Below are 18,238 nucleotides of genomic sequence, written 5' to 3'. Positions count from 1 at the left end.
TATGTTACCACTTTTGTATTTTTATAACAACTTTTGTATAAAAATACCCTAGTCATTTGAGACTAGGGTGCAAGGAAGAAGCCACCCTTTCCGGTCTCACAGGACTGAATTAAAAGGTTATTATTATGAAGCAATCTGCTTAGATTGTTTTATTTGTTTCGTTTCTGGTAGTAGTAGATTTAATAGTACACCCACAATTGCTGCTAGTGCCATTCCTTCTACTTGGAACGATTCTCCTACGTGGAGTACCGCTCCACCAATACCGATTACTAGTATTACTGATGCAATCATTAAGTTTCGTTTGTCACTTAGGTCTGTTTTATCATCTACCATCATGCGTAATCCGCTTGATGCAATTACACCGAATAGTAAGATTGATACACCACCCATAACTGGTGTTGGGATGGAATGAATCAGTGCAGAAATCTTACCGATAAATCCGAACATGATTGCAAACACTGCTGAGCCGATGAATAAGTATACACTGTATGCTCTCGTAATTGCTAACACACCGATGTTTTCACCATACGTTGTATTCGGTGGTCCACCTATTAGCGATGCAATCAATGTTGCTATTCCATCACCGAAGATTGAGCGATGTAAACCTGGTTTTTCAATTAAATCTCTTTTAATAACATTTCCTAGTACAATTTGATGTCCGATATGTTCTGAAATTGTTACTAATGCTACTGGTACCATCAAGAGTACAATCTTCCACGAAAACTCCGGAGTATATGTTACTAATGGTACTGTGAAATCTGGTACAACAAACCATTTTGCCTCAGCTACCGGCTTTAAGTTTACTAGCCCTTGGAAGTAAGCAAAGATATATCCGCCGATAATGCCCAGTAACACTGGTATGATACTGAAAAACCCTCTTCCGAATATAGAGCAGATAATTGTAATTGCTAATGTTACTAATGCTACTGAAAAGTGTGTAAAGCTATATTTGCCATCCGCACCGTTCATCGCCATGTTAACTGCTGTATGTGCTAAAGCTAGACCGATTACCATTACGACTGGACCAACTACGATTGGCGGAAGTAATTTCATAATCCACTCTGATCCTGACTTCTTAATTCCGAGTGAGATTAAGATGTACACAAGTCCTGCAAACAAACCACCAAGCATTGCTGCTCCAGGTCCACCTGCTGTTTTCGCTGTTATAATCGGTGCGATAAAGGCGAATGATGATCCTAGATAGGCAGGTACTTGACCTTTCGTTATAAGAAGAAACGCTAGCGTTCCTAATCCACTTGATATTAATGCTACTGACGGATTCAATCCTGTTAAAAACGGAACAAGCACTGTTGATCCAAACATCGCGAACAAATGTTGTATACTTAAAAATAACCATTTTCCCGGTTTCGGTACTTCATTAACGTCTAACACTGGCTTTTGTTCCATTGTTACATCCTCCTTCAGTTTAAATCTTTGCAATAAAAAAACTCTTTGTGCCTGTGCACAAAGAGTCCTACACTTTCGTATGCCAAATTTGACATATGAAAGCCAAGACCCTTTGGCAGCCTCACAGGACTACATTTAAAAGGGCTTTACTTATCGTATATGCTTACTCGATCTTGTTGATCTGTCTCTTGCAAATCAACTTCGATACGCTCTTCACTTGATGTTGGAATGTTCTTTCCTACATAATCAGCGCGAATTGGTAGTTCACGATGACCTCTATCAACAAGAACCGCCAGTTGGATTTGTGATGGTCTACCTAAATCCATAAGAGCATCCATTGCTGCTCGAACTGTTCTTCCTGTATATAATACATCATCCACAAGGATAACTTTTTTCTTCGTAATATCTACAGGGATATCAGAACCTTTTACAAGTGGTTCTTCATTTTTCGATTGTAGTGTTAAATCATCACGATATAACGTAATATCTAGCTCTCCAACTTCCATTTCTTTTCCTTCAATTTGACCAATTCGTTCTGCCAAACGTTGTGCAATAAAAATTCCACGAGTTTTAATTCCGACAAGAACACAATTATCGACACCTTTATTTCGTTCCACGATTTCATGACTAATTCGTGTTAAAGCGCGGCGAATCATTTGGTCATCTAAAACGACAGCTTTCTCTTGCATGCTCTACACCTCCAAGCTTTTTTCTTGCGTGAGAGTAATGGTATAAAAAAAGTCCTCTCAGCGTGTGCGAGAGGACTTTTGAAAAAAGGGTACAGCATACCCTATGTATTTCAAACCGTTACCTTCTCAACCTCACGGGGCTGTGTTAAAGGATCATTATTTAACTGTTGTCAGTATCTCAGTTTTCTTATGATTTGTCAATACTATTTCCGTAAAATATTTAATGCGTCTTCAAACACTTCTGGAATCGGTGCCTCAAACTGAATATATTCACCAGTACGAGGATGGTCAAACCCTAAAATACCTGCGTGAAGTGCTTGTCCATTCATGTCTAATGTTTTCTTCGGACCATACTTCGGATCTCCTGCAAGTGGATAGCCAATATATTTCATATGAACACGAATTTGATGCGTACGTCCCGTTTCTAAGCGACATTCTACAAGTGTAAAATCTTTAAAGCGTTCTAACACCTGGAAGTGTGTAACAGCATTCTTACCATTTTCATCAACTGTCATGCTTTGACGTTCTTTCTTATCGCGACCAATTGGCGCATCGATCGTTCCTTTATCATGCGGAATCACACCGTGTACAATCGCTTTGTAACGTCTTGTTACTGTTTTTGCTACAAGTTGATTTACAAGTGACTCATGCGCCACATCATTTTTAGCAACCATTAATAGTCCAGATGTATCTTTATCAATACGATGCACAATACCAGGACGCATTACACCGTTAATACCTGACAGGTCTGTACAATGGTGCATAAGTCCGTTTACAAGCGTACCGCTTGTATGCCCTGGAGCTGGATGTACAACCATACCACGTGGCTTATTTACAACGAGTACATCTGCATCTTCATAATAAATTTCTAAGCCCATATCTTCTGCTTGGATATCTAACTCTTCTGGATCAGGAATCGTTACTGTAATTTCATCGTTTTCTTTAACTTTATAATTCACTTTTACCGATTTTCCATTAACTGTAACGACATCATCTTTAATCCATTGTTGTACTTGTGAACGTGACCATTCACTGTTTATTTCTGCAACGAATTTATCAATTCGCTCACTTTTTTGTTCTTCTGCAACTGTTACTTGTACTACTTCACTCATCCAATTACTCCTTCGTTTTCTTGCCTTCTAATAATGTTTGAATAATAATTAATACAACACCAATACATAATGCTGAATCAGCTATATTGAATACTGGATAGTTGTACGAGAAAATATACACGTGAATGAAATCCACTACTTCTTGTCTAAATACACGATCAATGAAATTACCAATTGCTCCGCCTAATATTAGACCTAATGAAATCCCTAGAAGTTTGTCTGTTTTCGCATATTTTTGCATATAAATTACGATAAATACTACAAAAACGACTGTAATAATGTAGAAAAACCACATTTTATTTTCTAAAATCCCCCAGGCAGCTCCTCTATTTCGATGTGATGTTATGTATAATACATTATCGATAATCGGAATGCTCGTACCCAATTCCATGTTCTTTACAATTAGCCATTTCGATATTTGATCGATGGCAATGACAAATAACGCTATTACATAATATATCATTTTCATTTCCCCCACAAAGACAGTGTACCTCAAAATTTTAGCATAGCTGCAACCTTTTCACAATGAACCTTTATAGAAGAATAAAATAAATTAAAAAAAGGTAATATAATATCGTTGTGCGCATTCATACATTTACTTTTTCATAGAAAAATTCATGAATGGTACGGGCAGTCGGCATCGTCTTCATTTGTTTTACCGAAATTGCTCTCCCCGTTTCTTCACAAATACCATACATATCTATTTCCATTTTAAATAATGCACGTTCTACATCTTTTAAGTCCTCTTTTATATCATGTAATAGGAGTTTTTTCTTTATCTCTTCCTTAATTTCATATCCAAGCTCTTCGCTAAACTCTGTATCATATTTGTGCATGACCTCTTTAGCTAGCCTCTCTTGTAACTCTTTTCGCATCAATTGCAATTCTTCTTTGATTTCCATATACATTTCATTCACGTGTACATTCCTCCCAGCTGCAATGTACGATTAGTGTGTCCGAAATTTCTATGCTTACCTCACACACATTTTTCCTTCATAGGAAAGAGAGTGAAAGTTATTTTAATATATCATCAACAAAAAAACTGACTGTACTTACGCACAGTCAGTTTTTTTATTATTTTACATAGTTTTCTTTAACAACTGTTGCACAACGCTCACATAACGTTTCATGTTCAGCGTCTTTACCAATTGTTTCTGAAACTACCCAACAACGTTCACATGTTTCACCAGTTGCTTGAGCAACAACAACCGCTGTATGCTCATACTTCGGCGCATCTGCTGGCGCTTCTTCCATCATACCACCAAGTTTATACTCAGAAACGATGAATAATTGCTTTAAGTCTTCGCTAATAGACTCTAACATAGTTTTCATTTCTACAGTCGGATATAGCGTAATACTTGCATTTAATGACTTACCGATTACTTTCTCATTACGAGCTACTTCTAACGCTTTTAATACGTCATCACGCAGCGTCATAAATGCATCCCATTTTGTTTTTAATGCTTCCGCACCATCTAATTGTACAGCTTCTGGCATATTAGTTAATTGTACACTTTCTTCTGTTACACCCGGAATGTATGGCCATACTTCATCAGCTGTATGCGGTAAGATTGGTGTTACAAGTTTCGTCAATGCAACAAGAACATCATATAATACAGTTTGAATTGCACGACGATCTTCATGGTTTGCACCTTCAATGTATAAAATGTCTTTTGCAAAGTCTAAGTAGAATGAACTTAAATCAATTGTACAGAAGTTATGAATTGCATGATACACAGCAGCGAAGTCGTATGTTTCATATGCTTCTTTTACTTTTGTAATTAAGTCATTTAATTTCACTAACATGTAACGATCTACTTCACGAAGTTCAGCTACAGCTACTGTATTTTCACTTGGCTTAAAGTCATCTAAGTTTCCTAATAAGAAACGGAATGTGTTACGGATTTTACGATACACTTCTGCTACTTGTTTTAAAATATCATCTGAAATACGTACATCAGATTGATAGTCAACAGAAGATACCCATAAGCGTAAAATATCTCCACCTAATTGATCCATAATTTTCTTCGGTACGACGATGTTTCCAATCGACTTACTCATTTTACGACCTTCACCATCTAATACGAAACCATGGCTTAGTACGCCTTTATATGGAGCTTTACCTGTTACAGCAACTGCTGTTGATAATGAAGAGTTAAACCAACCACGATACTGGTCAGATCCTTCTAAATATAAATCAGCTGGACGTTGTAAGTCTTCGCGCTCTTCTAATACTGCTTGGTGAGAAGAACCTGAATCGAACCATACATCCATGATGTCTGTTTCTTTACGGAATTCACCATTTGGGCTACCTGTATGTGTAAATCCTTCTGGTAATAGATCTTTCGCTTCACGCTCAAACCATACGTTAGAACCGTGCTCACGGAATAAATCTGCTACATGGTTAATTGTTTCATCTGTAATAATTGGATCACCATTCTCTGCATAGAATACAGGGATTGGCACACCCCATGCACGCTGACGAGAAATACACCAGTCACCACGGTCACGAACCATATTATGAAGACGAGTTTCTCCCCATGCTGGTACCCATTTTGTTTCCGCAACAGCTTCTAATAATTCTTTACGGAACGCTTCAATAGATGCAAACCACTGTGCTGTCGCACGGAAAATAATTGGTTTTTTCGTTCTCCAATCATGTGGGTATGAATGCGTAATGAATGTTAGCTTCAGTAACGCGCCTACTTCTTCTAATTTTTCTGTAATTGGCTTGTTAGCTTTATCATAGAATAAGCCTTCAAATCCAGGTGCTTCATTTGTTAATACACCTTTATCATCAACTGGGCAAAGTACTTCTAATCCATACTTTTTACCAACAACGAAGTCATCTTCCCCGTGTCCTGGTGCTGTATGAACACAACCTGTACCTGCATCTGTTGTTACGTGATCTCCTAGCATAACTAATGAATCACGATCGTAGAATGGATGTTTTGCAACTGTATACTCAAGTTCGCTACCTTTTACCGTTTTCACAACTTCAGCATTTTCCCACTCTAACGTTTTTGCAACTGTCTCAAATAGTTCAGAAGCAATAATATATTTTTCATCATTTACTTTTACAATAGCGTATTCAAGTTCTGGGTGAACAGAAATACCTAAGTTTGCAGGTAACGTCCAAGGTGTTGTTGTCCAGATAATGAATTTCTCATCACCTTCTAATACGTTCTTTCCGTCTTTTACAGGGAATGCTACGTAAATAGATGCTGATTTTTTATCTTGGTATTCAATTTCAGCTTCTGCTAAAGCTGATTCACTCGTTGGAGACCAGTAAACTGGTTTCTGCCCTTTATAGATATAACCTTTTTTCGCCATATCACCGAACACTTTAATTTGTTGCGCTTCATAAGCCGGCTCTAAAGTAATATATGGGTTATCCCAATCTGCACGTACACCTAAACGCTTAAATTGTTCACGTTGACGTTCTACTTGTTCATATGCATACTCTGCACATAACTTACGGAACTCAGCAACTGTCATTTCTTTACGCTTTACACCTTTATTTGTTAAAGCTTGCTCAATTGGTAAACCGTGTGTATCCCAACCCGGTACATATGGTGCGCAGTAACCAGTCATTGATTTATAACGAACAATAAAGTCTTTTAACACTTTATTTAATGCATGTCCCATATGAATGTCACCATTCGCATATGGAGGTCCATCATGCAGTACAAATAAAGGACGACCTTTCGTATGTTCTTGTACCTTTTCATAAATATTCATTTCAGCCCACTGTTCTTGCATTGCAGGCTCACGTTTTGGTAAATTCCCACGCATTGGGAACTCTGTTTTTGGCATTAGTAATGTATTTTTGTACTCCATGCTCAATTCCTCCTTACATGTATAAAAGAAACACTTAAAAAACGGAATAAAAAAGAGACCTTCTCATCCCAAAAAGGGACGAGAAAGTCTCCCGCGGTACCACCCTAGTAGATCCTATACGTATGTATACAATCCTCTTTATATTCTTAACGCGAATATACGCCTACGCTTACTCTATTTGTTCAGCGCGGAACTCCAGGGTGATATTCCCATTATCTCCTTATCCTGAGCTTACACCATCCTCAGTTCGCTATATAAGGTATGAAAAAGGTACTTATCCCTATCTTCGTTTTTCTTAATAAATATGTTGTTTAAAATTATATGTAATAATGAGAAAAACGTCAAGCTTACACTGTTTCTTCTTTTTTCAACAGTTCATCTACTTCGTCTTCTAACTCAATTAGTTTATCCCAATCATCGTTGTTTAACATTTCAAGCTGTGTTTCTAATAACATACGGAAACGAGTGCGGAATACTTTCGCTTGTTTCTTTAGCTCTTCAATATCAAAGGCAACTTTTCTTGATTTTACTAACGCTTCGTTAATAATACGGTCTGCATTCTTTTCAGCTTCACGTACGATTAATTTTGCTTCTTTTTGCGCATTACGTTTTACTTCTTCCGCTGCTTCTTGTGCAACGATGATAGATTTGTTTAACGTATCTTCAATATTAGAGAAATGATCTAACTTCCCTTCTAATTGCGCAACTTTTTCTTCTAGAGCTTTTTTCTCACGAATGACTAATTCATAATCTTTGATAATTTGATCAAGAAACTCATTTACTTGATCTTCATCATAGCCACGGAATCCGCGACCAAATTCTTTGTTATGAATATCTAATGGTGTTAACGGCACAACGCCACCTCCAAGTAGTTATCTAAATTTCCTATTTCAATTATATCTTTTCTTCGACAAAATAGGAGGATTTCCTTCTAAAAAACCAATCATTTTAGTATACCATACAAAATTCTCCATTTGTCGCGCTTTGTTCTACCTTCTACAGAAAACAATTTACTTCGTCCATATCCTCTCACTGAAAAAACATCTCCTGGATAACATTCATAAGAAGTTTGCTCCACTGTTTTCCAATTAACTTTTACTAAACCATTTTTTATGAAAGGTTGTACTTTTTGTCTGGATATATGTAACATTTCAGCTAACATAACATCTAAACGAAGTGAAGAAACCGTTCCAGATTTCTCTCCCCACGTTTCTTGCATCTGTAGAATTTTTTCTCCTTGCACTGGTGATAAGGAGACTTTCACTTTCCCTATAGATTGTAAGTTCATCTCAATATAAGATACAACTTCTTTCGCGACTACAATTTGGGCACGATCTTCTTGAAGCAAAATATCACCACATTTTTCTCTCGTTAGACCAAGAGACATAAATGTACCTAATATTTGCCTATGTTCTAGCGTATAAAACTTGGAAGGATAGTCAATTTCCAATACTTCTACTTGAAATTCCTCTTCATTCACTACTAGATAGTCCGGATAAATGAGTGCTCTCTTACGCTCTGCATGAGGCGTTGTACCATCAAACTGTACAGCAACATCCCCTTGTCCTATTACCATAGTGACAATTTGTTGTTGTCTTGGATCAAGGAAGTCTGTTAACTTCACTTGATGGTACTCCGCTGCTCGCTTCCACTCTAACACCTTATCCACAAAGACCTCTTCATCGGGTCTGAAATGTTCATAGATGCTCATGTATTTAACCTCTTACTATAAGAAATAGTTGAATATACTTATTAAACCATTCGTAGCAAGCTTTAACGTGAAAATCGCAACGAGTGGAGAGATATCAATCATACCAAGCGGCGGAATAAATCTGCGAAATGGTTCTAAATACGGTTCACAAATACGCGCAAGAATTTCTCCAAAAGTTGATTCCTTTGCACCAGGGAACCATGATAGAAGAATGTAAATAATAAGTGCCCACGAGTAGATCTCGATAGCAGTAATTAAAACGTTTAAAACTGTTACCATGGCGTATTACCACCTCTTTATATTTGTGTCTTCTTCTTCACCGAATAACTCTGAAATTGCACCCACAATATCTACATTTTCAGGGGTACACATAAATGTTTTCGGTCCTATTTTTTGAATGTCCCCGCCTATAGCGTATACAGTACCACTTAAAAAGTCAACGATACGTACAGCTTGATCAGTAGACATTCGTTGTAAATTAATCACAACAGCTCGTCTACCTTTTAAATGGTCCGAAATCCCTTGTGCTTCCGAATATGTGCGTGGTTCTAATAAAACAACTTTTGAAGATTGCTTTGCCGTTTCAATGCTCACAACATTTTGTTTCGGTTGCGCTTTTGGAAACGCAACATCTTGTTGTTCTGGCGGATCTTGCTGCTTCTTCATGTCTGTTTGCTCCTTTTCATAACTATATTGAGCTGCTTCTTTTTCTTCCGGTGTATCAAAAAAGAAGTATTTTACTTTTGACCAACTCATAATAAGATTCTCCTTCCTTTTACGCTTTTCCTACTAAAATCGTCCCCAAACGAATATATGTAGCACCTTCTTCAATTGCAATCGTGTAATCATTAGACATTCCCATTGATAATTCTTTACATGGCGCATGTAATAATTCTAGCTCCTGCACCTCTGTTTGTAGCATACACAACTCCTTAAAACAGCGTCTGATTTCTTCCTCTTCTTCTGTAAACGGAGCCATTGTCATTAGTCCCACCACTTCAATCTTATCCAATTCTTGCAAACTTTGAATAAAAGAAACGGTTTCTTCTATTGCCAATCCTTGCTTTGATTCTTCAGATGATGTTTTCACTTGAATAAAACATTTCACTTTCTTATCAGCACGTTTTTGAATTTCTTTTGCAAGTGAAAGACGATCTAACGAATGTAAATAATCAATTTCATTAATGATTTCTTTTACTTTTCTCGTTTGTAATGATCCAATAAAATGCCAATTCACTTTTGAACCGAAATGTTCGTACTTCTGTAAGAAACTTTCATTTCTATTTTCACCTAAATCGATAATTCCAGCTTCAATTACTTCGTTTGTTTTTTCAATTCCTACCGTTTTTGTAACCGCAACGAGTTTAATATCTTGCAACGAACGTCCCGCTCGTACGCAAGATTGTTTAATTGCTTCATTTACAGTTGTTAATTTTTTTTGTACTGTCACTTGCTTTCTTCCTCCTTAAAACCTATGAAACTCAACATTCTTCCTGTCTTACCTTGATCACGACGATGAGAGAAAAATAGTTGTTCTTCACAGCTTGTACAAAGAGATGACATTACAATATTCTCTTCTTTTATGCCTGATTGTACACATAATATACGATTAATTTCTTTTAAATTAATTGCGTACTGCCCATCAGAAATTTTTTTATAAGGGACAGAGCCGTTTACTACTTGCTCTGCTGCTGTTAACACTCGATCATCAACAACGTAACAACAAGATCCAATTGCTGGTCCAATTGCAACATGAATTTCATCACTTGAAATCCCTTCTGCATTCCATTTTTGAATCATTTCCTTTGCAATCTCTTTTACAGTCCCTTTCCATCCAGCATGCGCAAGTCCTATCATACCATGTGATGGTGCATAAAAATAGAGTGGAACACAATCCGCGTAACATGATGTTAGAAGAACATCATTATTAGTCGTATAAATGCCATCTGTTTTTGAAATGCCGTCTTCATATGAATAGACGCCACTTCCTTTTTCCTGTTGTCCTACTTTTTCAACATGATGATCATGAACTTGTTCAGAGCAAATCCAGTTTTCTAATGGTTTTTGTAACTTATTTGCTAAAATGCGTCTGTTTTCATGAACGTTCTCCACGATATCATTCACATGTAATCCTAAATTCATCGCATGAAAGGAGTCCGTACTTACCCCACCATCTTTTGTCGTAAATCCAGCAGTAATGTTTCCAAGTTCTTTCCACGCTTGTAAATACAGTATACCTTCCACATATTTAAATGGTTGTCTCATAAAGTGACTCCTTTTAATTAAAATAACATAAAAAAGCATGGTACTTCCTGTCTATTTTACCATACTTTTATTTTTTCATAATGCCAACAGAAAAAAAAGAGGAATTTGTAATATTCTTTATGAAATTGTCGGTGTTTGTATTGATTCTGTTACAGAATTAACAGGATTTACTCTAACAAGTATGACATCTTCCCCAATTTTCATAATTTCCTCCCAAGGAATTACAATTTCTACATCCTTCCCAAAGATCCCTAACATACGTGCCTGTTTGGAAATAATAATAGACCCGATCTTCCCTGTGTTCATATCAATTTCAATATCTCCAATATTCCCAAGCCTTTTTCCATCTGAAACATTTATTATCTCTTTCATCTGCAACTCCGAAATTCTTATCATTTTCATCCTCTCCCTTATATATGACGAATTGAAAAAACACTGTTTCTCAAATTAACAGGAAGCACCCTCTACTAATCCCATATTATTTTCATTATATGAACACAGCTTCCCTACTATGAGCGAAGACAAACTATATTACATATAAAAAGGTTTCACCATAAATGGTGAAACCTTATCCTTGAATCGTCTTATTCATTTGTTTAATAGCTGATTTCTCTAAACGTGACACTTGTGCTTGAGAAATCCCAATTTCTTCTGCAACTTCCATTTGTGTCTTTCCTTGAAAGAAACGTTTTCGAATAATCATTTTCTCACGATCATTTAAACGCTTCATCCCTTCTTTCAGTGCTAACTCTTCAACCCACTGCTCGTCCTTTTGTTTTTCATCACTTAACTGATCCATAACAAAGATAGGATCTCCTCCATCGTTATAAATCGGTTCAAATAATGAAACTGGATCTTGAATCGCATCTAATGCAAAAACAATTTCTTCATGAGTCACTTCAAGCACTTTTGCAATATCCATTGCTGTTGGTTCTTTTGAATTTTCTGCAATCAATTTCTCTCTTACTTGTAACGCTTTATACGCAATATCTCGTAATGATCGAGATACGCGAATCGGATTATTATCACGCAAATATCTGCGTATTTCCCCAATAATCATCGGCACAGCATACGTTGAAAATTTTACATTTTGGCCTAAATCAAAGTTATCAATGGATTTCATAAGTCCGATGCAACCAACTTGAAATAAATCGTCAACATATTCTCCTCTGTTATTAAATCTTTGGATGACGCTCAGTACAAGACGTAAGTTTCCATTCACTAATTTCTCTCTTGCGCTTATCTCTCCACTTTGCATTTCACGAAATAATTTACGCATTTCATCATTTTTTAGTACGGGAAGTTTAGCTGTATCAACACCGCAAATTTCTACTTTGTTTCTCGTCAAAGTGTTCCCTCCTATCGGGAGTTGCTGTACAGTGTAAAGTATTTCCTTTGAAGGGGATTTTATGCATGCGGTTTTCTCTTCATTTTTCATTTTCGTTGTCTCTTCTCATACAACGAAAGAGAATAAGACCAGCCTAGATAACGGCTGGTCTTATTCTTTACACCATTTTATTAAATTCTTTTCGTAATCTTTTTATGATTCTTTTTTCTAAACGCGAAATGTATGACTGTGAAATCCCAAGCATATCCGCCACATCTTTTTGCGTCTTTTCCTCTTCTCCAGCAAGCCCAAACCGAAGTTCCATAATTTGTTTTTCACGATCATTTAATTGATGCAATGCTTTCATTAGAAGATGACGATCTACAGTAGCTTCTAAATCTTTTGTAATAATATCATCATCTGTACCTAATACATCTGATAACAAAAGTTCATTCCCATCCCAATCGATGTTAAGCGGTTCGTCAAAAGAAACTTCTGAACGATTTTTATTATTCCGACGCAAATGCATTAAAATTTCATTTTCTATACAACGTGAGGCATATGTCGCTAATTTTATTTTCTTTTCTGGATTAAATGTATTCACTGCTTTAATAAGGCCGATTGTTCCTATACTAATCAAATCTTCAATATTTATCCCTGTATTTTCAAACTTTCTTGCTATATATACAACTAACCGTAAGTTGCGTTCAATCAGTAACGATCTTGCTGCCTGATCTCCTTTTGGCAATTTATTCAAAAGAACTTCCTCTTCTTCTTTCGTTAACGGTGGTGGCAACGCTTCACTTCCACCGATATAATAAATTTCATCGGTCTTAATTCCTAATTTCAACAATACTTTATACCAAAGGTATACTAAATAAAATTTTAATTTCATCATATTATCCCGCCTCCCATTATTAAGCAATTACCATTTTTTGCGAAATTAACATTTTCGGATGCACAATACATTGATACTCTCCATTGGTTGACAACTGTTGTGTATTTAATCCAATCAATACTTTGCTGACTACAATAGAACTACCTTCATGATAAATTTGCACACTGTCTGGCTTAATTGCCCATAAAAATTGATTCTCTACTCCTACTGCTCTGAAAGGAATTAAGCGTAATTTTGTCGCCCAGCCAGAATCATTTTCTGGTATTTGAGGAATCTCTGTTTTGGAATAAATTTGTTCTGTTAACCAAGCTGGCAAGCAATGCTCTAATGATGAAATATGCATAATCATAACGGGTGTTTTTGTTAACGGGTCGTAAAGTTGGTTCCCACTATCAATTAAACCTGCGAGTTCTAGTTCCTCTTCAGCTAATTGAATTTTCAATTTCACAATTTGGTCATAGTGTATTTTTGTAACCTCTACGCTTTCAATACGCTTTTTAGAAAAATAATAAATTACTGGAAAACCAAAAACAACAAACAACCAGCTAATTGGATCACCGTAAGAAATTGATTGAGATTGAACCAATCCATTTACCATTTCATTTGTTTGCAAAAAGAAATGAGTCCCAATTAACCCTCCGCCAACCATAAAGGTTACAAAGTAAAAAGTAAAAACAGTTTGTGCATAGTTTCTAAACGTTGTAAACCCAAATGCTGTATACACAATAAGTAACGAGTACAGTAGTTTCATAATTGGATGTGTCATCATAGAAGCAAAAGGAGTAAAGGCAAAAATAACAATGGTTGAACCTATAAATGCCCCTAACACAAGCCTCCATCTTTTGATCTTCTTTTTTAACACGGTTGCTGTTAATAAAAGTAAAAGAAAATCAATGCAGGCGTTTAACAACCAAACAACGTCGGCGTAAACAACCAAACAATTCACCTCTTTTTTTAAGTTGAGACTAGTATAATGCATATCCAATAGGAAAGTGTGTCAATTTGCGGAGGTGTTTTTTTGTTATTTTGTGCTTTCTAGACAAAATCTGTCGGTAAAAAATAAAAGTATATGTTTCATAGAATACTATATCTTTTTACTTATATATTAAGTGAAACTTTAATCACCCCGCACCAATCAGGCTGCCCAGCAAATAGCGGGCTAAATCGAAATATATAAAATAAAAAAAGACCTGCTTAGCAGATCTTTTCCCTGTATAAAACAAAAAAGGAGCATAAAAGCTCCTTTTCTTTTATCGTCTACGACGGTTACGTAAGAATGCTGGAATATCGATGTCATCTGAATCTGTATGACGCTCATGCACAACCGGCTCTTCACGTTTCATTTCACGCTTAACTTCACGTTGTTTTGAAGGTTGAGCTACTTGCTGTTGCTGTTGTTGCGTGTGATTCGCAGTCGGACGGATAATTGGTTTTGGTGGCTGCGTCGAAGCACTATCATCAAAACCAGTTGCAATTACAGTTACAACGATATCATCTTTTAATCCTTCATTAATAACAGAACCGAAGATCATATTTACTTCTGGATCTGAAGCTGAAGCTACAATGTCTGCCGCTTCTTGTACTTCATATAAGCTTAAGTTAGCTCCACCCGTAATGTTCATGATAACACCTTGAGCTCCATCAATAGATGTTTCTAATAATGGACTAGAAATCGCTTTTTTCGCAGCTTCAGCAGCACGATTTTCTCCATTACCAGAACCAATACCCATTAAAGCAGAACCTCTATTAGACATAATTGTCTTTACGTCTGCGAAGTCTAAGTTAATTAAACCTGGTGTTGCAATTAAATCAGAAATACCTTGAACACCTTGACGTAATACGTTATCTGCTTCACGGAATGCTTCTAACATCGGCGTATTTTTATCAACAATCTCTAATAAGCGATCGTTTGGAATTACAATAAGTGTATCTACATTTTCTTTAAATGCCGCAATACCAGATGCTGCTTGCGTTGCACGTTTACGTCCTTCAAATGTAAATGGACGTGTCACAACACCAACTGTTAATGCACCTAATTCTTTTGCAACTTGAGCAACAACTGGAGCTGCACCAGTTCCAGTTCCGCCGCCCATACCAGCAGTTACGAAGACCATATCCGCACCACGAAGTGCTTCTTGGATCTGTTCTTTACTTTCTTCTGCAGCTTTTTTCCCTACTTCAGGGTTTGCACCTGCACCAAGTCCACGTGTTAATTTTCCACCAATTTGCATTTTTGTTTCAGCTTTTGATAGATTTAATGCTTGTGCATCAGTATTCACAGCGATAAAGTCTACACCTTGTACACCGTGTTCAATCATACGGTTTACAGCATTGTTTCCGCCACCGCCGACACCGATAACTTTTATATTCGCTAATTGATCTTGAGTAGTATCAAACTCTAACATGTCGAAATCCCCCTAGAACCTCATTTTTCGTGTCCAATTTTAATCCCATAAATAACGGAATACACGTTTTACTTTTGACATCATACGTTCATCATTTTGATTATTATTGTTTTGATTACGAGTTTTTTGTTTCGCAGGTTGCTGTTGTACCGGCGTTGGTGCTGGTGCTGGTACTGGTTCAAAATGTTCTTGCTTTTCCTGCACATTTTTTCCACGTAATTTAGCTTTTTGATAAGAATGTTTAATTAATCCTACTCCACTTGTATATTGGGGCTCACGCACACCAATATAATCAGGAGTCGCTATACGAACATTTTCATGTAAAATATCATATGCAAGATCAAGAACACCCGGCATAGAAGCAATTCCACCAGTTAGTACATAGCCAGAAGCTACTTGCTTTACTCCTAACTTACGCACTTCATCTTGAACAAACATTAAAATTTCCTCTACACGAGCCTCTATTATATCCGATAATTCCAACTGAGAATATTGTTCTGTTTGATCGCTTCCCATAATAGGAACCGTAAACATCTCTTCTTCAGATGCTGTATCATAAAAAGCATGTCCATATTTCAACTTTATTTGATCTGCATTGTCTGTTGAAGTTTTCAACCCAATCGCAATATCCTTCGTTATATGGTCTCCACCTAACGGTAATACGCTTGTCGCTTGTAACTCTCCATCTTTAAAAATAGATAAAGTTGTAGATCCTCCCCCCATATCAACAAGGGCTACTCCTCTATTTTTTTCATCTGAAGATATAGCAACTGTTGCAGCCGCTAAAGGTTGAAGACAAATATCAACTATTTCAAGACCTGCTTTTTCTACACAACGAAGTAGGTTATGTAGTAAAGTTCTCGAGCCTGTTATAAGTGTACCTTCCATTTCTAATCTTACACCGATCATCCCGCGTGGATCGTTAATCTCGTCAAGACCGTCTACGATGAACTGTCGAGGTACCACATCAATAAACTCACGCTCTGGAGCAATTGACACAACTTGTGCTGCATCTAGAACGCGTAAGACATCTTCATTCCCGATTTCACGATCTTCATTTGAAACAGCGACTACTCCGTGACAAGGAAGTAGCTGTACCTGGTTTGCATTGACACCTACTACAACTTGCTCAATGTGGATTCCCACCATGCGCTCAGCTTGTTCAATTGCTTTTTTAATTGATCGAACAGTCTCGTCTATATCAACTATCGATCCCTTCTTTAAACCATTTGATTTTACATTTCCAACACCAATAATGTTTAAGCTGTCATTAACCATTTCACCAATGATGACTTTAACATTGGATGTACCGATGTCAAGACTAACATATATTTCATTGCTGTTCATTCTTTGGCACCTCCTTCTTTATTTATACCATACAACTCAATATATGGAACAACAATCGCAACTTTACTATTTATAAGAAAAATATTCAACGTCTTTATACGTTTCCCTTTTTTAACCCTATATTTTTCTTATTTTTATTTAACATTCATTTAAGAATATCGCAGTAAACTGTGAATAACTGCTTATCTTGAAATAATTCTATTTCAAGTGTAAAGATTACCGCCAAGTATAAGTCTACACTAAGATGTACTCATAGAAAAGTGAAACTTGTACCAATCCTAGTATGAATCTAAGAATTTTTACATCTTTTTCATCAAATGAACCATTCTTGTAAATTCAGATGCATTCAATAGAACGTTCGTTTCGTTTTTTCTACAGGAACGTAGTAAAAACTATCGTTCTATTCTTTTTTTTCTTCCGCTCCTAATTCTTTCGTATATGCCCCTACTTCTAAATCAATTAATACCTTTTTACCCGGCTCAATTGTTTTTAAGATAAGCGGATAAGCTTCCATACGCTTTGCGAAATTTTGAATCGTAGTGCTCACTTCGTACCCTTCGTTCATATATAAAGTAAGATGATCTTCATTCGCATTCGTCGGTGAATAACGAATTTCAGAAATAGACCTTAAAATAGTTGGTGTTAATTTTTCAAGCTCAGCAATTAACTCCTTCATTTTTTCCTCTTTAAAAGGTTCAAAAATTGGTGCTGCAACAGGAAGTTTTCCGTTCGGAAGTACATCAAGTGTTTTCCCGTTCTCTAGTAACGGTTGTAATTTCCCATCTTTGTTTATATAACCAATCGTTAAATATTCTTCAATATGAACATCAATTTTATTTGGAAAACGTTTTTTTACATTTACTACTTTAATTTCTTTTCGTTTCGTTAGGTTTTCTTCTGCTTTATGTGCTGTCACTCGGAAATAACTTGTATCATACGTCACACCTGATTCCTTCATCACTTGTTCATCTGTCATATAATGATTTCCAAACACACTTATCTTTTTGATATTGCTTAGCGGAGACCGAAAATAAATTAAAAAGAGCACTAATAAAAATAAAATTGATATGTATAAAATCAACCGATGATTAACATTTTTCTTGTTTTTCTTCTGTTGATTTTTTAACTTTGGTACACGATCCTGTAGTTTAATCACTTTACTATTTTTCATGTACGATCCCCCTACGTAACATAAAAAACGGCATGTTCCTCATGCCGTTCTTATCTTCTTATTATA

The 18,238-nt window shown here is 36.4% G+C and carries 19 protein-coding genes and 1 other annotated feature; all 19 genes read right to left on the bottom strand.

Translation table 11 applies throughout. The annotated features are described in order from the left end of the window. Positions 1-123 precede the first annotated feature (123 nt). The 19 genes from uraA to divIB all read right to left on the bottom strand — a co-directional run bounded on the left by uraA (position 124) and on the right by divIB (position 18,172). A complete protein-coding gene (uraA, locus tag DM800_RS14935) occupies positions 124-1,407 on the bottom strand; it encodes a uracil permease (RefSeq protein ID WP_147787111.1) in 1,284 nt (427 codons plus the stop codon). Positions 1,408-1,553: 146 nt separating this feature from the next. After that, positions 1,554-2,096, bottom strand: a complete 543-nt coding sequence (gene pyrR / locus DM800_RS14930) for a bifunctional pyrimidine operon transcriptional regulator/uracil phosphoribosyltransferase (protein WP_001156490.1) — start codon at positions 2,094-2,096, stop codon at positions 1,554-1,556. Positions 2,097-2,299: 203 nt separating this feature from the next. Continuing rightward, positions 2,300-3,208, bottom strand: coding sequence for an RluA family pseudouridine synthase (locus tag DM800_RS14925; protein WP_000005846.1), 909 nt, complete (start codon positions 3,206-3,208; stop codon positions 2,300-2,302). Between the two features lie 4 nt (positions 3,209-3,212). Then, the gene (lspA, locus tag DM800_RS14920) at positions 3,213-3,671 is read right to left on the bottom strand and encodes a lipoprotein signal peptidase LspA (RefSeq protein WP_000642186.1); all 459 of its coding nucleotides are present in this window, start codon (positions 3,669-3,671) and stop codon (positions 3,213-3,215) included. A 124-nt stretch (positions 3,672-3,795) separates the two neighbouring features. Next, positions 3,796-4,125 carry a TraR/DksA C4-type zinc finger protein gene (locus DM800_RS14915; RefSeq protein ID WP_001004658.1) on the bottom strand — a complete coding sequence of 110 codons (330 nt, stop codon included), beginning with the start codon at positions 4,123-4,125 and terminating at the stop codon, positions 3,796-3,798. A gap of 157 nt (positions 4,126-4,282) precedes the next feature. Continuing rightward, the gene (ileS2, locus tag DM800_RS14910) at positions 4,283-7,048 is read right to left on the bottom strand and encodes an isoleucine--tRNA ligase (RefSeq protein ID WP_000455964.1); all 2,766 of its coding nucleotides are present in this window, start codon (positions 7,046-7,048) and stop codon (positions 4,283-4,285) included. Between the two features lie 71 nt (positions 7,049-7,119). Then, positions 7,120-7,344: a binding site (T-box leader), on the bottom strand. 51 nt (positions 7,345-7,395) lie between these two features. After that, the gene (gene divIVA / locus DM800_RS14905; RefSeq protein WP_001131609.1) at positions 7,396-7,902 is read right to left on the bottom strand and encodes a septum site-determining protein DivIVA; all 507 of its coding nucleotides are present in this window, start codon (positions 7,900-7,902) and stop codon (positions 7,396-7,398) included. A gap of 89 nt (positions 7,903-7,991) precedes the next feature. Beyond that, the gene (locus DM800_RS14900; protein ID WP_147787110.1) at positions 7,992-8,759 is read right to left on the bottom strand and encodes a YlmH family RNA-binding protein; all 768 of its coding nucleotides are present in this window, start codon (positions 8,757-8,759) and stop codon (positions 7,992-7,994) included. 15 nt (positions 8,760-8,774) lie between these two features. After that, a complete protein-coding gene (locus tag DM800_RS14895; RefSeq protein ID WP_000259082.1) occupies positions 8,775-9,038 on the bottom strand; it encodes a YggT family protein in 264 nt (87 codons plus the stop codon). A gap of 6 nt (positions 9,039-9,044) precedes the next feature. Further along, on the bottom strand, positions 9,045-9,515 hold the full coding sequence (locus DM800_RS14890; RefSeq protein WP_000119131.1) for a cell division protein SepF: 471 nt from the start codon (positions 9,513-9,515) through the stop codon (positions 9,045-9,047). A gap of 19 nt (positions 9,516-9,534) precedes the next feature. Then, on the bottom strand, positions 9,535-10,209 hold the full coding sequence (locus DM800_RS14885) for a YggS family pyridoxal phosphate-dependent enzyme (RefSeq protein WP_147787109.1): 675 nt from the start codon (positions 10,207-10,209) through the stop codon (positions 9,535-9,537). Continuing rightward, entirely contained in the window at positions 10,206-11,024 is an 819-nt protein-coding gene (gene pgeF / locus DM800_RS14880; protein WP_147787108.1) for a peptidoglycan editing factor PgeF, read from the bottom strand. The genes DM800_RS14885 and pgeF overlap by 4 nt, the downstream gene beginning before the upstream one ends. Positions 11,025-11,141: 117 nt before the next feature. Then, the gene (locus DM800_RS14875) at positions 11,142-11,420 is read right to left on the bottom strand and encodes a YlmC/YmxH family sporulation protein (protein WP_000619414.1); all 279 of its coding nucleotides are present in this window, start codon (positions 11,418-11,420) and stop codon (positions 11,142-11,144) included. Between the two features lie 172 nt (positions 11,421-11,592). Further along, the gene (gene sigG, locus DM800_RS14870) at positions 11,593-12,372 is read right to left on the bottom strand and encodes an RNA polymerase sporulation sigma factor SigG (protein WP_000197753.1); all 780 of its coding nucleotides are present in this window, start codon (positions 12,370-12,372) and stop codon (positions 11,593-11,595) included. Positions 12,373-12,529: 157 nt separating this feature from the next. Further along, on the bottom strand, positions 12,530-13,249 hold the full coding sequence (sigE, locus tag DM800_RS14865) for an RNA polymerase sporulation sigma factor SigE (RefSeq protein WP_000976947.1): 720 nt from the start codon (positions 13,247-13,249) through the stop codon (positions 12,530-12,532). Positions 13,250-13,268: 19 nt separating this feature from the next. Continuing rightward, a complete protein-coding gene (gene spoIIGA, locus DM800_RS14860) occupies positions 13,269-14,186 on the bottom strand; it encodes a sigma-E processing peptidase SpoIIGA (protein ID WP_000261976.1) in 918 nt (305 codons plus the stop codon). 313 nt (positions 14,187-14,499) lie between these two features. Next, a complete protein-coding gene (gene ftsZ / locus DM800_RS14855; protein ID WP_000888983.1) occupies positions 14,500-15,654 on the bottom strand; it encodes a cell division protein FtsZ in 1,155 nt (384 codons plus the stop codon). A gap of 39 nt (positions 15,655-15,693) precedes the next feature. Further along, positions 15,694-17,001, bottom strand: coding sequence for a cell division protein FtsA (gene ftsA, locus DM800_RS14850; RefSeq protein ID WP_048546087.1), 1,308 nt, complete (start codon positions 16,999-17,001; stop codon positions 15,694-15,696). 400 nt (positions 17,002-17,401) lie between these two features. After that, positions 17,402-18,172 carry a cell division protein DivIB gene (divIB, locus tag DM800_RS14845; RefSeq protein WP_016718321.1) on the bottom strand — a complete coding sequence of 257 codons (771 nt, stop codon included), beginning with the start codon at positions 18,170-18,172 and terminating at the stop codon, positions 17,402-17,404. Positions 18,173-18,238: the final 66 nt, after the last annotated feature.

Origin of the sequence: Bacillus sp. AY18-3 (genome assembly GCF_008042305.1) — a bacterium.
Classification (GTDB): domain Bacteria; phylum Bacillota; class Bacilli; order Bacillales; family Bacillaceae_G; genus Bacillus_A; species Bacillus_A wiedmannii.
Note: the sequence above shows the minus strand (reverse complement) of the source record. Positions and strands in the feature narration are given on the sequence as shown.

What these genes read in the sequence shown, in the direction of transcription:
- uraA (WP_147787111.1), bottom strand. Translation starts at nt 1,407, where the DNA reads ATGGAACAAAAGCCAGTGTTAGACGTTAATGAAGTACCGAAACCGGGA.
- pyrR (WP_001156490.1), bottom strand. Translation starts at nt 2,096, where the DNA reads ATGCAAGAGAAAGCTGTCGTTTTAGATGACCAAATGATTCGCCGCGCT.
- DM800_RS14925 (WP_000005846.1), bottom strand. Translation starts at nt 3,208, where the DNA reads ATGAGTGAAGTAGTACAAGTAACAGTTGCAGAAGAACAAAAAAGTGAG.
- lspA (WP_000642186.1), bottom strand. Translation starts at nt 3,671, where the DNA reads ATGATATATTATGTAATAGCGTTATTTGTCATTGCCATCGATCAAATA.
- ileS2 (WP_000455964.1), bottom strand. Translation starts at nt 7,048, where the DNA reads ATGGAGTACAAAAATACATTACTAATGCCAAAAACAGAGTTCCCAATG.
- DM800_RS14900 (WP_147787110.1), bottom strand. Translation starts at nt 8,759, where the DNA reads ATGAGCATCTATGAACATTTCAGACCCGATGAAGAGGTCTTTGTGGAT.
- DM800_RS14895 (WP_000259082.1), bottom strand. Translation starts at nt 9,038, where the DNA reads ATGGTAACAGTTTTAAACGTTTTAATTACTGCTATCGAGATCTACTCG.
- DM800_RS14890 (WP_000119131.1), bottom strand. Translation starts at nt 9,515, where the DNA reads ATGAGTTGGTCAAAAGTAAAATACTTCTTTTTTGATACACCGGAAGAA.
- pgeF (WP_147787108.1), bottom strand. Translation starts at nt 11,024, where the DNA reads ATGAGACAACCATTTAAATATGTGGAAGGTATACTGTATTTACAAGCG.
- DM800_RS14875 (WP_000619414.1), bottom strand. Translation starts at nt 11,420, where the DNA reads ATGATAAGAATTTCGGAGTTGCAGATGAAAGAGATAATAAATGTTTCA.
- sigE (WP_000976947.1), bottom strand. Translation starts at nt 13,249, where the DNA reads ATGATGAAATTAAAATTTTATTTAGTATACCTTTGGTATAAAGTATTG.
- ftsZ (WP_000888983.1), bottom strand. Translation starts at nt 15,654, where the DNA reads ATGTTAGAGTTTGATACTACTCAAGATCAATTAGCGAATATAAAAGTT.
- ftsA (WP_048546087.1), bottom strand. Translation starts at nt 17,001, where the DNA reads ATGAACAGCAATGAAATATATGTTAGTCTTGACATCGGTACATCCAAT.
- divIB (WP_016718321.1), bottom strand. Translation starts at nt 18,172, where the DNA reads ATGAAAAATAGTAAAGTGATTAAACTACAGGATCGTGTACCAAAGTTA.